Origin of the sequence: Streptomyces sp. NRRL F-5630 (genome assembly GCF_000719475.1) — a bacterium.
Taxonomy (GTDB): Bacteria; Actinomycetota; Actinomycetes; order Streptomycetales; family Streptomycetaceae; genus Streptomyces.
Genome location: NZ_JOGO01000030.1, coordinates 26,850 through 40,884, shown reverse-complemented (window position 1 = coordinate 40,884; position 14,035 = coordinate 26,850). Strand labels below are relative to the sequence as shown.

Annotated in this window: 11 protein-coding genes; 6 read left to right on the top strand and 5 right to left on the bottom strand. The window is 72.2% G+C overall.

All coding sequences use genetic code 11. The features are described 5' to 3' along the window. Positions 1–125: 125 nt before the first annotated feature. Entirely contained in the window at positions 126–1,301 is a 1,176-nt protein-coding gene (locus IF99_RS0116045) for a PP2C family protein-serine/threonine phosphatase (RefSeq protein ID WP_030997182.1), read from the bottom strand. Between the two features lie 182 nt (positions 1,302–1,483). Between IF99_RS0116045 and IF99_RS0116040 the strand changes: the two genes are divergently transcribed. After that, positions 1,484–2,716, top strand: coding sequence for a GNAT family N-acetyltransferase (locus tag IF99_RS0116040; RefSeq protein ID WP_030997181.1), 1,233 nt, complete (start codon positions 1,484–1,486; stop codon positions 2,714–2,716). 74 nt (positions 2,717–2,790) lie between these two features. Here IF99_RS0116040 and IF99_RS0116035 read toward each other — a convergent pair whose 3' ends face one another. Together IF99_RS0116035 and IF99_RS0116030 are read right to left on the bottom strand one after the other, a co-directional pair. Beyond that, positions 2,791–3,606: an Fpg/Nei family DNA glycosylase gene (locus tag IF99_RS0116035; RefSeq protein WP_030997180.1), complete on the bottom strand. Its 816-nt coding sequence runs from the start codon at positions 3,604–3,606 to the stop codon at positions 2,791–2,793. A gap of 2 nt (positions 3,607–3,608) precedes the next feature. Next, positions 3,609–4,100, bottom strand: coding sequence for a ribose-5-phosphate isomerase (locus IF99_RS0116030; protein WP_030997179.1), 492 nt, complete (start codon positions 4,098–4,100; stop codon positions 3,609–3,611). 207 nt (positions 4,101–4,307) lie between these two features. Here IF99_RS0116030 and IF99_RS0116025 point away from each other — a divergent pair, with 207 nt between their 5' ends. Then, on the top strand, positions 4,308–5,882 hold the full coding sequence (locus IF99_RS0116025; RefSeq protein ID WP_030997177.1) for an amino acid permease: 1,575 nt from the start codon (positions 4,308–4,310) through the stop codon (positions 5,880–5,882). Positions 5,883–6,051: 169 nt separating this feature from the next. Here IF99_RS0116025 and IF99_RS0116020 read toward each other — a convergent pair whose 3' ends face one another. After that, the gene (locus tag IF99_RS0116020) at positions 6,052–6,639 is read right to left on the bottom strand and encodes a biotin transporter BioY (protein ID WP_030997176.1); all 588 of its coding nucleotides are present in this window, start codon (positions 6,637–6,639) and stop codon (positions 6,052–6,054) included. A gap of 444 nt (positions 6,640–7,083) precedes the next feature. Here IF99_RS0116020 and IF99_RS0116015 point away from each other — a divergent pair, with 444 nt between their 5' ends. The 3 genes from IF99_RS0116015 (at position 7,084) to IF99_RS0116005 (ending at position 10,116) form a co-directional block, all read left to right on the top strand. After that, a complete protein-coding gene (locus IF99_RS0116015) occupies positions 7,084–8,745 on the top strand; it encodes an amino acid permease (RefSeq protein WP_420705675.1) in 1,662 nt (553 codons plus the stop codon). A gap of 257 nt (positions 8,746–9,002) precedes the next feature. After that, positions 9,003–9,644, top strand: coding sequence for a superoxide dismutase (locus IF99_RS0116010; protein WP_007827063.1), 642 nt, complete (start codon positions 9,003–9,005; stop codon positions 9,642–9,644). A 250-nt stretch (positions 9,645–9,894) separates the two neighbouring features. Then, positions 9,895–10,116 (top strand): hypothetical protein, encoded by a 222-nt coding sequence (locus tag IF99_RS0116005; RefSeq protein WP_030997174.1) that lies wholly within the window; start codon positions 9,895–9,897, stop codon positions 10,114–10,116. A 66-nt stretch (positions 10,117–10,182) separates the two neighbouring features. Here the strand turns inward: IF99_RS0116005 and IF99_RS0116000 are convergent, their stop codons facing one another. Next, a complete protein-coding gene (locus IF99_RS0116000) occupies positions 10,183–10,830 on the bottom strand; it encodes a DsbA family protein (RefSeq protein ID WP_030997173.1) in 648 nt (215 codons plus the stop codon). A 321-nt stretch (positions 10,831–11,151) separates the two neighbouring features. Between IF99_RS0116000 and pepN the strand changes: the two genes are divergently transcribed. Further along, a complete protein-coding gene (gene pepN / locus IF99_RS0115995) occupies positions 11,152–13,722 on the top strand; it encodes an aminopeptidase N (protein ID WP_030997172.1) in 2,571 nt (856 codons plus the stop codon). Positions 13,723–14,035 lie beyond the last annotated feature (313 nt).

Sequence of the window (14,035 nt, the reverse complement as noted above, 5' to 3'; positions counted from 1 at the left end):
AAGGCGCGTTCCGACGCCGCGCGCTTCCGGTGGGGGGCACCGGGACGACGGGGCGAAGGAACGAGCGGGCGCGTGCCGAAGCGGAGGACCGAGCGGGCGGGCACGGACACGCGGGTTGCGTCCGCCTACGCGCCGGACGCGTCGCGCTCCCCCACCTGGTCCCGGCAGATCAGCACCAGCGCCCTGTCGTCGTTCACGTCCTTGGCGACCGCCTCGATGAGGTGCCACGAGGCACCCGCGAAGCCGCCCGGGACGTAGCGGTCGGCCTCGCCGGTGAGGCGGTCTATGCCCTCGGAGATCTCGCGTTCGGCGGTCTCGACGAGGCCGTCGGTGAAGAGCATGAGGACGTCGCCCGGGTTCAGGCGGCCTTTGGCCGGGTCGAACTCGGCGCCGCCGTACACACCGAGGAGGGGGCCTTCGGCGGTCATCTGCTCCCAGCGGCCCGTTCCGGCGTGGAGCTGGACGGCCGGCGGGTGGCCCGCCGAGTAGACCTCGTAGGCGCCGGTCTCCAGGTCGAGGACCAGGTGGATCGACGTGGCGAAGCCCTCGTCCCAGTCCTGGCGGAGCAGGTAGCCGTTGGCCGCGGGCAGGAAGTCCGCCGGCGGCAGCGAGCCGAGGAGGCCGCCGAAGGCGCCGGACAGGAGCAGTGCGCGCGAGGCCGCGTCCATCCCCTTGCCGGAGACGTCGGTGAGGACGACTTCGAGGACGCGGCCCTTCTCCGTGCGCGCGGCCACGACGAAGTCGCCCGAGAAGAACTGCCCGCCGGCGGGCCGCAGGGACATCTCGCGGTGCCAGCCGCGCGGCAGGCCCGGCAGCTTGCTCTGGACCCGGATGCGTTCGCGCAGGTCGAAGAGCATCGTGCCGCCGCGCCGCCACGGCACGCCGACCCTGCTGCGGAACTGGGCGACGAGCAGGCTGATGAAACCGCAGCCGGCGACGACGAGGATCGAGCCGGGGGTGACCCGCGCAGGGCCGTCGGCGTACGGGCCGAGGACCACCGATTCGACGATGAGGGCGGCGGCCGACGCGGCGTAGAGCCCGAGCAGGCTCGCCGGGCGCAGGACGAGACCGCCGAGCGTGATCGGGACCGCGAGCATCGCGGGATCGCACCAGACGGGCGCGACGACCGTGAGCCAGCCGATGAGCGGCACGCACAGGAGCAGCCCCGCGAGGGCGATCCAGTCCGAACCGTCACCCCGGAAGTAGTCGACCCCCGCCCGGCGCACGGCGATGCGGACCCGGTGGTACCGCTTCCGCCACCGTGCCGCGGGGGTCTGCGCCGCAACGCGTTCGCCTGTCATTGCTCGGGACCCTACCGAGCGGCGATGCCTTCGCGCACCGAGGGGTCCACTTTGTCCAGGAAGCGCACACCGCACGAATTCCGCACAGATGATCGGGCGTGCGGAGTGCACAGGGGGCGCACACCGCGCACCCCGTGGAAAATCCCCTCGCGGCGAGACGGCGGCCTTGGTAGGGAGGCGGTATGACGACCGAGGTACGCAAGCTCGACAAGGCCCATTACTCCCAGTGGTACGACAATCTGACCCTCGCGTTCGGCGGGCTGCACGAGGCGGAGGAGGAGCGCGCGCTCTGGGACGAACTCGTCGAGTTCGACCGCGCGTTCGCCGCCTGGGACGGTGCGGAGCTGATCGGTACGGCGAGCGGGTTCGCGTTCCGGATGACCGTGCCGGGCGGCGCCCCTGTCCCGGCGAACGGCGTGACGATGGTGAGCGTCGCCGACACGCACCGGCGGCAGGGCGTGCTCACCGCGATGATGCGCCGACAACTCGACGAGGTGCGCGCCCTCGGCGAGCCGCTCTCGGTGCTGACCGCCTCCGAGGCGCCGATCTACGGTCGTTTCGGGTACGAGGCCGCGACGCGCATGGTGCGGGCGCGCATCGACGCGCACCGGGTGCGGGTGGCGGCTCCGGAGGGAACCGAGCGGGTCCGGGTGCGCCGGGCGGGGCTCCTGGAGTCGTTGCCCGCGTGCGAGGCGGTGTACGCGGCGCTCGTTCCCGGGCGCCCCGGGCTCTTCGCGCGGCAGCCGGGCTGGGAGCGGCTCGGGGTGCTCGACCCGGAGGCGGACCGTGCGGGTTTCTCGGCGTTGCGAGTCGTGCTCGCCGAGCGCGACGGCGAGGTCGTGGGGTTCACCCGTTTCCAGGTCAAACCGGTGTGGGACACGGCGGGCACGCCGCACGGCGAGGTACGGGTGCGCAACCTGGAGGCGCTCGATCCCGCCGCGTACGCGGCGCTGTTGCGGCATGTCCTCTCGCTCGACCTGATGGAGACCGTGGAGCTGAGCCGGACGCCGGTCGACGCGCCGTGGCAGGCGCTCGTCAGCGACGTGCGCCGCTGCCGCCCGACGCTGCGCGAGGAGTTGTACGTGCGGCTCGTCGACGTGGGCGCGGCGCTCGCGGCCCGGACGTACCAGGTTCCGGTGGACGTCGTGGTCGAGGTGCGGGACGACTTCTGCCCGTGGAACGAGGGGCGTTGGCGGTTGCGGGGCGGCCCGGAGGGCGCGGAGTGCGTACGGACGGAGGACGCGGCGGATCTCGCGCTGTCGGTACGGGAGCTGGGCGGCGCGTACCTCGGCGGCACGTCCCTCACGGAGTTCGCGGCGGCCGGGCGGGTGCGGGAGCTGAGGGCGGGCGCGTTGGGGCGGGTGTCGCTCGCCTTCGGGAGCCAGGTGGCGCCGTTCCTGGCGCACGGGTTCTGAGGCGGGGCGCGGGTTCCGTGCGCGGGCGGGTTCCGGAGCGGGGGCGTACCCCAGGGGTGGCCCCGCCTCCTTGGCTAGCCCTCGGTCCCCTGGCAGCGCGGGCACCAGAAGAGGTTGCGGCCCGCCAGCTCGCGTGTCCTGATCTCCGTGCCGCAGATCAGGCAGGGCTGGAGGGCGCGGCGGTAGACGTAGACCTCGCCGCCGTGATCGTCGCGGCGGGGCGGGCGGCCCATGGCCTCGGGGGTGTGCTCGGGGCGGACCGTGTCGATCCGGCCGAGGCGGACGCCCTCGCGCATGAGGTCGCGGAGGTCGGCCCAGAGCGCGTCCCACTCGGCGCGGGTGAGGGAGCGGCCGGGGCGTGCGGGGTCGATGCCGTGGCGGAAGAGGACTTCGGCGCGGTAGACGTTGCCGACACCCGCGACGACCTTCTGGTCCATGAGCAGCGCGGCGATCGTCGTGCGGCTGCGGGAGACACGGGTCCAGGCGGCCTCTCCGTCGTCGGCCTCGCGCAGCGGGTCGGGGCCGAGGCGGGCGTGGACGGCCGCCTTGGCGTCGTCGTCGATCAGGGCGCAGGCCGTGGGGCCCCGCAGGTCGGACCAGCCGCCCGGTCCGGTCAGGCGCAGCCGGATCGTGTCGGTGGGCGGGGGCGGGCTGCCGGGCCCCTGGGCGACCTTGCCGAAGAGGCCGAGGTGGATGTGGACCCAGCCGAGCGGGCCGAAGCCCAGGAACAGGTGCTTGCCGTGGGCCTCGGCGCCGTCGAGGACGGCCCCGTCGAGCAGCGCGGCCGAGGCGGCGAACTTGCCCTGGGGAGAGACGGCCCTCACCGGCCGGCCGCCGAACCGCTGGTCGTGGTCGGCGGCGAGCCGGTGCAGGGTGTGACCTTCGGGCACGGTCAGGCTTCGGGCTGCGGGTGGTGGGCCGGGACGGGCGGCAGGACGCCGCTCTTCTCGTACGCGGTGAGCATCTCGATGCGCCGGGTGTGGCGCGGCTCCCCGGAGTACGGGGTGCTGAGGAAGACCTCGACGAAGGAGGTGGCCTCGTCGGTCGAGTGCATCCGGGCGCCGACCGAGACGACGTTGGCGTCGTTGTGCTCGCGGGCGAGCTTCGCCGTCTCGACGCTCCAGGCGAGGGCGCAGCGGACGCCCTCGACCTTGTTCGCCGCGATCTGCTCGCCGTTGCCGCTGCCGCCGATGACGACGCCGAGCGCCTCGGGGTCGGCGGCGGCGCGCTCGGCGGCGCGGAGGCAGAAGGGCGGGTAGTCGTCCTGGGCGTCGTAGAGGTGGGGCCCGCAGTCGACCGGCTCGTGGCCGTGCTCGGTGAGCCATTCGACGAGGTGGTTCTTGAGTTCGTAGCCCGCATGGTCGGAGCCGAGGTACACGCGCATACCGAGGAGTGTGGCACGTCGAGAACGGGGTAGCCGCTCCCGGGTCCGGGTGGCGCGCGTCCCCCCGTATCCGTGCCCCGCCCCGGACGGTGACCCAGCCAACCGAGCGTGTCCTTGACAACAAATCGGATGCGGGGGTTCCACTAAGCGCCCGCTTTGTGGTCCTCTTCCGGAACCCATGCTCGGATGAGACGAAGGACTCCACGTATGACGCAGTCGATCAGCGAGCCCGGACACAAGGACGGGCCCCAAGGGCCGGGCGGGAACGGCGGACCCGGCGATCCCGGGGGCCCCGGCGGTCACCAGGGCCCCGGCGAGCCCCGGGGGGACGGCGGCGGTCCCGGGGGAGGCGACGGGGGTCCCGCGAAGAACGCGGAGGGGCTTCAGCAGGGTCTCAAGGGCCGTCACCTGTCGATGATCGCCATCGGGGGCGTGATCGGCGCCGGTCTCTTCGTGGGCTCCAGTGCCGGTATCGCCGCGGCGGGCCCGGCCATTCTGGTCTCGTACGCGCTCGTCGGGCTGCTCGTCGTACTGGTCATGCGGATGCTCGGGGAGATGGCCGCCGCGCGGCCGTCGTCGGGGTCGTTCTCGGCCTACGCGGACATGGCGCTCGGGCGCTGGGCGGGCTTCTCGATCGGCTGGCTGTACTGGTTCTTCTGGGTCGTGGTGCTCGCCGTCGAGGCGACTGCGGGCGCGGTGATCCTCAACGGCTGGGTCCCCGCGATACCGCAGTGGGGCTGGGCTCTGATCGTGATGGTCGTGCTGACCGCGACGAACCTCGTGTCGGTCGGCTCGTACGGGGAGTTCGAGTTCTGGTTCGCGGGCATCAAGGTCGTCGCGATCGGCGCGTTCGTGATCATCGGACTGCTCGCCGTCTTCGGCATCCTGCCCGGTTCGGACAACCCCGGGTCGGGTTTCGACCACCTCACCGATACGGGCGGCTTCCTGCCCAACGGGGCGGGATCGGTCCTCACGGGCGTGCTGCTCGTCGTCTTCTCCTTCATGGGCAGTGAGATCGTCACCCTGGCCGCCGGTGAGTCCTCGAACCCGCAGAAGGCCGTGACGAAGGCGACCAACAGCGTCATCTGGCGTATCGGGATCTTCTACCTGGGCTCGATCTTCGTCGTGCTCACGCTGCTGCCCTGGGACAGCAAGTCCATCCAGGACGACGGTTCGTACGTGGCGGCGCTCAACTCCATCGGCATCCCGCACGCCGGCCAGATCATGGACGTCATCGTGCTGACCGCCGTGCTCTCCTGCCTCAACTCCGGCCTCTACACGGCCTCCCGCATGGCCTTCTCGCTGGGCGGGCGCGGCGACGCGCCGAAGGCGTTCGCGCGCACCACCAGCCGGGGCGTGCCGCAGGCGGCGATCCTCGGCTCGGTCGTCTTCGGCTTCGTCGCGGTGTGGTTCAACTACCAGTGGCCCGAGAGCGTCTTCGAGTTCCTGCTCAACTCCTCGGGAGCGGTCGCGCTCTTCGTGTGGCTCGTCATCTGCTTCTCCCAGCTGCGCCTGCGCCGGAAGATCCAGCACGAGTCGCCGGAGAAGCTCGTCGTGCGGATGTGGCTGTACCCGTATCTGACGTGGCTGACGATCGCGATGATCCTCTTCGTCGTCGTCTACATGCTGTTCGACGACGACGGCCGTGTGCAGATGCTCCTCTCGCTGCTCGTGGCCGCACTCGTGGTCGGCTTCGCGCTGATCCGCCAGCAGGTGCGCAAGAAGCAGGGTCCCGGCGCGGGTCCTGACGCGGTCCCGGAGGCGGCGGCGGTACGGGAGTGACGACTCCGCCCGCACGCTGACGGACGCCGAGGGGGCGGGCCCGGGCGGGTCCGCCCCCTCGGCGCGTCGGGCGCGCCCTTCCGCCGGTGCCGCCGGCGCCCGCCCCCGGGTGCGCGAGCGCCGCCCGGCGGCCGTTCGGCCGGAGCGGCGCTCAAGCGGGGGACAGGGGTCAGTCCTGGTGGCGGCCGATCAGCTTCCAGGCGGTGGGGAGGGCGCCGGTCGCGAGGGCGGTCTTGAGGAGGTCGCCGACGACGAACGGGGTGAGCCCCGCGGCGATGGCCGCGCTCGCGTCGAGGTGCGCGGAGTACGCGAGGTAGGGAACGCCGGTCGCGTAGATGATCACGTTGCCGAGGAGCATCGCGCCCGCGGTGCGCAGCGGCGAGCGGTCGGCGCCGCGCCGGGCGAGCGTCCCGACGACGAGGGCGGCGATCATCATGCCGGGGATGTAGCCGAAGGAGGCCATCGCGGCCCCCGACTGTCCCTCGGAGAACCACGGCATCCCGACGACCCCGGCCACCGCGTAGAGGGCGAGCGCGAGGAAGCCGCGGCGGGCGCCGAGCGCCGTGCCCACGAGGAGCGCGGCGAAGGTCTGGCCGGTCACGGGGACCGGGGAGCCCGGCACCGGGATCGCGATCTGGGCGGCGAGCCCGGTGAGCGCGGCACCGCCGAGCACGAGGACGGCGTCCCGGGCACGGCTCGCGGGGAGCAGGTCCGCGAGGACCGCTCCCGGACGGTGGACGGCAGAGACAGAACTCATCGCATTAACTCCGGTTCTCGGGTGGTTCCGTGGGGACGGGGCCGTTCGGCAGGGGAGGCGCCCGGAGGGGCGCAGTGCGACCGTACCGAGGAGTCAACGGGCGTTCACCGGCCGTGGCGGACAAAGCCCCGAGGAGAGACTTGGTGGGGATCTCACAAAGGGTCCCCTTCACACCCTTTCTCCCGCCTCTTCGGCGTGAGCCTCGTCACCTTCGGAGCAAGCCCCGCATGACAACGCCCCTTTCTCACGAGGCCGGGTGGACGGGAGGGCCACTCTCGCCGAGCCCGGGAGCGGGGGGCTGTGGAGTTCCGCCAAAGCCGCTCGGCGAGCGCGGCTTCACCTCGCGTGAACTGGACGTCCGCATGGCGGACACTCCATCCCGGAAAGCGGACCGCGCGCGAGAATCCCCCGGCGTCCCCGTCCCCCACCTCACGGATCGTGCCCATGACCCCGCGCACCCCACCACCGGCAGGCACCACCGCCGGAGAGCCGATGCCGCCCGGGACGACGGCGCCGCCGTCCGCCACCGGCCTCCCCACCCCACTCTCCCCCACCGGCCATGACCCGGGCAACGGTCTCGGCAACGGCCTCAAGCAGCGCCACCTCTCGATGATCGCGCTCGGCGGGGTCATCGGCGCGGGACTCTTCGTCGGCTCGGGCGCGGGCATCGCTTCGGCCGGGCCCTCGGTCGTCCTCGCCTACGCGCTCTCCGGCGCGCTCGTCATGCTCGTGATGCGGATGCTCGGCGAGATGTCGGCGGCGCACCCCGCCTCGGGCTCCTTCTCCGTCCACGCCGAGCGCGCGATCGGCCCGTGGGCCGGGTTCACCGCCGGGTGGATGTTCTGGATGCTGCTGTGCGTCGGGGTCGCGGCCGAGGCGATCGGCGCGGCCTCGATCATGACGGGCTGGTTCCCCGGCTCCCCCGACTGGCTGTGGGTCGCGCTCTTCATGGTGCTGTTCTGCGCCACGAACCTCACCGCGGTGGGCAACTTCGGCGAGTTCGAATTCTGGTTCTCGGCGCTCAAGGTCACCGCGATCGGCGCCTTCCTCGTCCTCGCGATGCTCGCCATCGCCGGAGTGCTGCCCGGCAGCGAGGCGCCGGGGGCGCGGCACCTCACCGGCGAGGGCGGCTTCTTCCCGCACGGCGCGGACGGGCTCGTGACCGGACTGCTCGCCTCGGTCTTCGCGTACGGGGGCCTGGAGACCGTGACGATCGCCGCGGCCGAGTCCGAGCGGCCCGCGCGCGGCGTCGCGAAGGCCGTGCGCACCGCGATGTGGCGCATCGCGGTCTTCTACGTCGGCTCGATGGCCGTCATCGTCACGCTCGTCTCCTGGCGCGACCCCGAGGTCTCCGCGAAGGGCCCGTACGTGGCGGTGCTCGACAGCCTCGGCATCCCGGCGGCCGGGCAGGCCATGAACGTGGTCATCCTCGCCGCGCTGCTCTCGGCGATGAACGCGAACATCTACGGCTCCTCACGCATGGCCTACTCGCTGGTCGCGCGCGGCCAAGGCCCCCGCTTCCTGCGGCACCTCTCGCGCGGCGGCGTGCCGCGCCCCGCCGTCGTCGCCTCGTCGGCCTTCGGCTTCCTCGCGGTGCTGCTGAGCTACTGGTGGCCGGACACGGTCTTCTCGTGGCTGCTCAACATGGTCGGCGCCGCGGTCCTCGTCGTGTGGGGCTTCACCGGAGCCGCCCAGCTCCGCACCCGGCGCCGCCTCGAACGCGAGGCGCCCGAGCGGCTCCTCGTCCGCATGTGGGGCTTCCCCTGGCTCACCTGGGTCGCGCTCGCGGCGATGGTCGCCGTGCTGCTGCTCATGCTCCGCGAACCCGACACCCGCGTCCAGCTCTACTTCACCGGCGGCCTCGCGGTCGTCCTGAGCGCGGTGGGGCTGGCGCGGTACGGGAGGGGACGTGGCGCGGCGCGAGGGGACGGCGCGGGTGCGCGAGGGGACGGTGTCGGCGGGCGCGAGGACGGTGTCGGCGGGCGCGAGGGCGGTCCCGGCCTGCGGGAGGACGGTCCTGGCGGGCGCGGCGAAGGCGAAGCCGTGCCGACGCAGGCGGCGCCCGCGCGCGGCGGCCGGGAGGGAACCCGGGCGCGTACCGATTGACCAGCCATCCTCTTCGCGGCCATTACGGGCCCCCGGCGCTTGCGCCGGGGGCCCGCTGTCGTGTGCACCGGGGCCGGTCCTCGCAGGGAGGGGGCCGGTCGCGGAAGGGCCTTCTCCGTGCGCTCCCCCCCACCCCTCCGACGGCGGCATGTCGCGTACGCCCGCATGATCCACCGGCTACTCTCGCTGATAACGTGCACTTGCAAGCCATTCGCAATAAGCTCGGCGCAACAAGAAGTCTTGGAGGGCGTCTCCGCATGGCCGTCTACACACTCCCGGAACTGCCGTACGACTACTCCGCGCTGGCCCCGGTGATCAGCCCGGAGATCATCGAGCTGCACCACGACAAGCACCACGCGGCCTACGTCAAGGGCGCGAACGACACCCTGGAACAGCTCGCCGAGGCGCGGGACAAGGAGTCCTGGGGGTCCATCAACGGGCTGGAGAAGAACCTCGCGTTCCATCTCTCCGGGCACATCCTGCACAGCATCTACTGGCACAACATGACCGGTGAGGGCGGCGGCGAACCGCTCGCGGCCGATGGTGTCGGCGATCTGGCGGACGCCATCAAGGAGTCCTTCGGCTCCTACGCGGGCTTCAAGGCCCAGCTCACCAAGGCCGCCGCGACCACGCAGGGCTCCGGCTGGGGCGTGCTTGCCTGGGAGCCGGTGAGCGGCCGCCTCATCGTCGAGCAGATCTACGACCACCAGGGCAACGTGGGGCAGGGCTCGGTGCCCGTCCTCGTCTTCGACGCCTGGGAGCACGCCTTCTACCTCCAGTACAAGAACCAAAAGGTGGACTTCATCGAGGCGATGTGGCAGGTCGTCAACTGGCAGGACGTCGCCGCGCGCTACCGCGCGGCGAAGGCCCGCACGGACTCCCTCATCCTGGCCCCCTGAGGCCCCGGCCCCCGCACGTCCTGCTCGTGATCGTCTTCTCACCTTTCACGCGGCAGGCGGCAGAGAGGAGAACCCCCGCGAGGACGTGACTCGCGGGGGTTCTCCGCGTCCGGGCGAGGGAGGAACGCGGCGTGCGGGCGACCGGCGTGGTGGGCGGGCGCATGAGGCGTGCGGGTGCTTTCCGGGGGCTCGCGGGCCCAGGTCGCCGCGCGCTCTTACGGGGCCCGTTCCCGTGCCGCATCGTGGGCGAATGCAGCCCAAAGACACCTATTGCGTCTTCTGCCGCAGCACGGAGCGGCATCTCCCCCTGACCGAGAACCAGCAGCGGTGGGTCCGCCTGCAGAAGGGCGCCACCTTCTACGTCGGTGATCTGCTCATGTGCACGGCCGGTTCCTGCCGGAAGGTCCGCTCTTCCGGCAATACGCGCCGCTTCCACCCGGAGTTCCTGCGGATTCCCGAGGGGGTGGAGTAGCGGCACGGCGCGGTGCGCCCGCGCGGCGGGGCCGGGAGACCCGGGCGCGGGCGCCGGACGCGGGGGTCAGTCGAAGACCGGGTCCTGGGTGCGGGTGCGCTTCAGCTCGAAGAACCCCGGGACCGAGGCGACAGCGAGGGTGCCGTCCCACAGGCGGGCCGCCTCCTCGCCCTTGGGGGCCGGGGTCACGACGGGACCGAAGAAGGCCACGCGCTCGCCCGTGGCGCCGGGGACGGCGATGACCGGGGTGCCGACATCCTGGCCGACGAGGTCGATGCCCTCCTTGTGCGAGGCACGCAGTTCGGTGTCGTACGTGTCCTTCTCCGCGTAGTCCGCGAGGGAGGCCGGCAGCCCCACCTCCTCCAGGGCGCCGAGGATCGCCTCACGCGTCGGGCCCTCGCCCCGGTTGTGGAAGCGGGTGCCGAGCGCCGTGTACAGCTTGCCGACCACCTCGTCGCCGTGCAGCTCACGGGCCGCGATGACGACGCGCACCGGACCCCAGGCGGGGCCGGCCATCATGTCCCTGTACTCCTCGGGCAGCTCGTCGAGCCGCGGCTCGTTGAGCACGGCCAGGCTCATGACGTGCCAGTGCACGTCGACCGGGCGGAGCTTCTCCACCTCCAGCATCCATCGCGAGGTCATCCATGCCCACGGGCACGACGGGTCGAACCAGAAGTCCGCGGTCACCCGTTCCTGCGTCTGCTGCTCGCTCATCTCGCTCCTCGTAGCGCCGTCCCGCGGTCACGGGCACCGGCCGTTCGTGGGTCAGTCTTCACCGCTGGCAACGTGCCTTCGCGGCCAGGGATTCCTGCGAACGACGATCTCAGGGAAAAACTCAGGGTCACGGTCTGCCGACCCTGAAAAATCTCCGGGTTGTTTGTCCGGGGACTCCCTGATGTCCTCCCTCCCGGCCTCGTGCGAGGATCGTTGGCGTATCCCCACAGTGCGACCGCGGTGCGACGCAGTGCGGCAGCGTCGCACCCTCTGTCACGCAGCGCGATGCCAGCCACGCCCCACAGTCACGAAGGAGTGCCGGTGCCCGGAGAGAACCTGACCCGCGAGGAAGCCCGTACCAGGGCGGAGCTGCTCTCGGTCACCTCGTACGAAGTGGAGCTCGACCTGCGCTCCGCCGTCGGCGAAGGTCCCGCCTCGGGCCCCCGTACCTTCCGTTCGCTGACCACGCTCCGCTTCACGTGCGCGGAGCCCGGGGCGAGCAGCTTCGCGGACCTCGTCGCCCCCTCCGTCGACTCCGTGACGCTCAACGGCCGCTCCCTCGACCCCGCCGAGGTCTTCGACGGCACCCGCGTCGCGCTCGACGGCCTCGCCGCCGAGAACACCCTCGTCGTCGACGCGCGGTGCGCCTACTCGCGCACCGGTGAGGGGATGCACCGCTTCGTCGACCCCGAGGACGGCGAGGTCTACCTCTACACGCAGTACGAGCCCGCCGACGCCCGCCGGGTCTTCACCAACTTCGAGCAGCCCGACCTCAAGGCCCCGTACCGCTTCCGCGTCCAGGCCCCCGCGGGCTGGCGGGTGTGGAGCAACGGCGCGGGCGAGCTGACGTCCGGCGTGTGGGAGTTCGCCGAGACCGAGCCGATCTCGACGTACATCACGTGCGTCGTCGCCGGCCCCTACCACTACGTGACGGACTCCTACCGGCGCGCCCTGCCCGACGGGTCGACGCTGGAGATCCCGCTCGGCGCCATGTGCCGCAAGGGCCTCGCCCCCTACTTCGACGCGGACGACATCTTCCTCGTCACCAAGCAGGGCCTCGACTTCTTCCACGAGAACTTCGACTACCCCTACCCCTTCGGCAAGTACGACCAGGCGTTCGTCCCCGAGTACAACCTCGGCGCGATGGAGAACCCGGGCATGGTCACCTTCCGCGAGGAGTACATCTACCGGGGCAAGGTCACCGAGGCCTCCTACGAGCGGCGCGCGAACGTCATCCTGCACGAGATGGCGCACATGTGGTTCGGCGACCTCGTCACCATGAAGTGGTGGGACGACCTGTGGCTCAAGGAGTCCTTCGCCGACTTCATGGGCGCCTTCTCGATGGTCGAGTCCACCCGCCACCGCAACGGCTGGATCACCTTCGCCAACAACCGCAAGGCGTGGGCGTACCGGGCCGACCAGCTCCCCTCGACGCACCCGATCACCGCCGACATCCGCGACCTCCAGGACGCGAAGCTCAACTTCGACGGCATCACGTACGCGAAGGGCGCGAGCGTCCTCAAGCAGCTCGTCGCCTACGTCGGGCAGGACGCCTTCCTGGAAGGCGCGCGCCGCTACTTCAAGCGCCACGCCTACGGGAACACGACGCTCGGCGACCTGCTCGCGGCTCTCGCCGAGACCTCCGGGCGGGACATGACGAGCTGGGCCGCGGCCTGGCTGCAAACGGCGGGCGTCAACACGCTCACGCCCGAACTGACGCTGGACGAGGGCAAGATCGCCGAGCTTGCCGTGCGCCAGGAGGCCGCCGCCTCGCACCCGGAGCTGCGGCCCCACCGCGTCGCGATCGGCCTCTACCGGCGCGAGAACGGCGCGCTCGTGCGGTACGCGCGCGCCGAGGCGGACATCGCCGGGCCCCGCACCGTCATCACGGAGCTGGCCGGGCAGGACGCCCCCGAGCTGATCCTGGTCAACGACGACGACCTCACCTACTGCAAGATCGGTTTCGACGCGACCTCGCTCGCCACGCTGCGCGCCCACCTCGGCGACATCACCGACCCCCTCGCCCGCGCCCTGTGCTGGTCGGCGCTGTGGGGACTCACCAGGGACGGGCTCCTCCCGGGGCGCGAGTTCATCGCGACCGTGCTGCGGTTCGCGGGCCGCGAGAGCGACATCGGTGTGCTCCAGATGCTGCACGCCTGGGCACGTACCACGGTCACCCACTACGTGGCGCCCACGCGCCGCGAGGAGACCGCCGCCGCGCTCGGCGCCGGTGCGCTCCAGGAGCTGAGGGCCGCCGAGCCCGGCAGCCAGCACCAGCTCACCTGGGCCCGCTTCCTCGCGGCCACCGCCTCGTCGGCCGAGGAACTCGCCCTGGTGGAGGGCCTGCTCGCCGGTACGGAGTCGGTGGAGGGCCTGGAGGTGGACCAGGAGCTGCGCTGGACCTTCCTCGAACCGCTCGTCGTGGACGGGCGCGCGGGCGAGAAGGAGATCGAGGCCGAACTGGCCCGCGACCACACCGCCTCCGGCAAGCGCCACCAGGTGCGGCTGCTCGCCGCGCGTCCCACCGAGGCCGTCAAGGCGCAGGTGTGGGCGCAGGTCGTGGAGTCGGACGAGCTGTCCAACGCGCTCGTCGAGGCGAGCATCGCCGGTTTCGAGCAGCCGAGCCAGCGGGCGCTGATCGCGCCGTATGCGGAGAAGTACTTCGCGGCGATCGCACGGGTGTGGAGCGAGCGGTCCATCCAGATCGGGATGGACATCGTGCGGGGGCTCTTCCCCTCGCTCCAGGACAGCACGGCGACGCTGGAGCAGGCGGACGCGTGGCTCCTCCAGCACCCGGAGGTCTCGCAGGCGGCACGGCGGCTCGTGGCGGAGTCGCGGGACGACCTCGCACGGGCCCTGCGGGCGCAGGAGTGCGACGCGAAGGCGAGCTGAGGCGGGACCCCGGGGGCGCCGGGGCGGGGCGGAGCTCCGGAGCGCCGGGGCGGGGCGGAGCTCCGGAGCGCCGCCCCGGGGCGGGCCCCGAGTGCGCCGGGGCGGGGCAGAGCTCGCGGGCGCCGGGATGCGGGGCGGACTTCGGTGCGCCGGGGCGGGGTTCGCTTCCTGCCCCGGCGCGGCCGGGCAGAGGGGAGGCGCGGTGGGCCGGGACGCGCGGGCGGCGGCGTTGTCGCAGGCCGGGAGGCTCTCACCCGTTCGGCTCTGCCTCCGTCTCGGCACTCGAACACGCGTACTTTAGGACGAAGTTGTC

What these genes read in the sequence shown, in the direction of transcription:
- IF99_RS0116015 (WP_420705675.1), top strand. Translation starts at nt 7,084, where the DNA reads ATGACCCCGCGCACCCCACCACCGGCAGGCACCACCGCCGGAGAGCCG.
- IF99_RS0116020 (WP_030997176.1), bottom strand. Translation starts at nt 6,639, where the DNA reads ATGAGTTCTGTCTCTGCCGTCCACCGTCCGGGAGCGGTCCTCGCGGAC.
- IF99_RS0116005 (WP_030997174.1), top strand. Translation starts at nt 9,895, where the DNA reads ATGCAGCCCAAAGACACCTATTGCGTCTTCTGCCGCAGCACGGAGCGG.
- IF99_RS0116010 (WP_007827063.1), top strand. Translation starts at nt 9,003, where the DNA reads ATGGCCGTCTACACACTCCCGGAACTGCCGTACGACTACTCCGCGCTG.
- IF99_RS0116040 (WP_030997181.1), top strand. Translation starts at nt 1,484, where the DNA reads ATGACGACCGAGGTACGCAAGCTCGACAAGGCCCATTACTCCCAGTGG.
- IF99_RS0116025 (WP_030997177.1), top strand. Translation starts at nt 4,308, where the DNA reads ATGACGCAGTCGATCAGCGAGCCCGGACACAAGGACGGGCCCCAAGGG.
- IF99_RS0116000 (WP_030997173.1), bottom strand. Translation starts at nt 10,830, where the DNA reads ATGAGCGAGCAGCAGACGCAGGAACGGGTGACCGCGGACTTCTGGTTC.
- IF99_RS0116045 (WP_030997182.1), bottom strand. Translation starts at nt 1,301, where the DNA reads ATGACAGGCGAACGCGTTGCGGCGCAGACCCCCGCGGCACGGTGGCGG.
- IF99_RS0116030 (WP_030997179.1), bottom strand. Translation starts at nt 4,100, where the DNA reads ATGCGCGTGTACCTCGGCTCCGACCATGCGGGCTACGAACTCAAGAAC.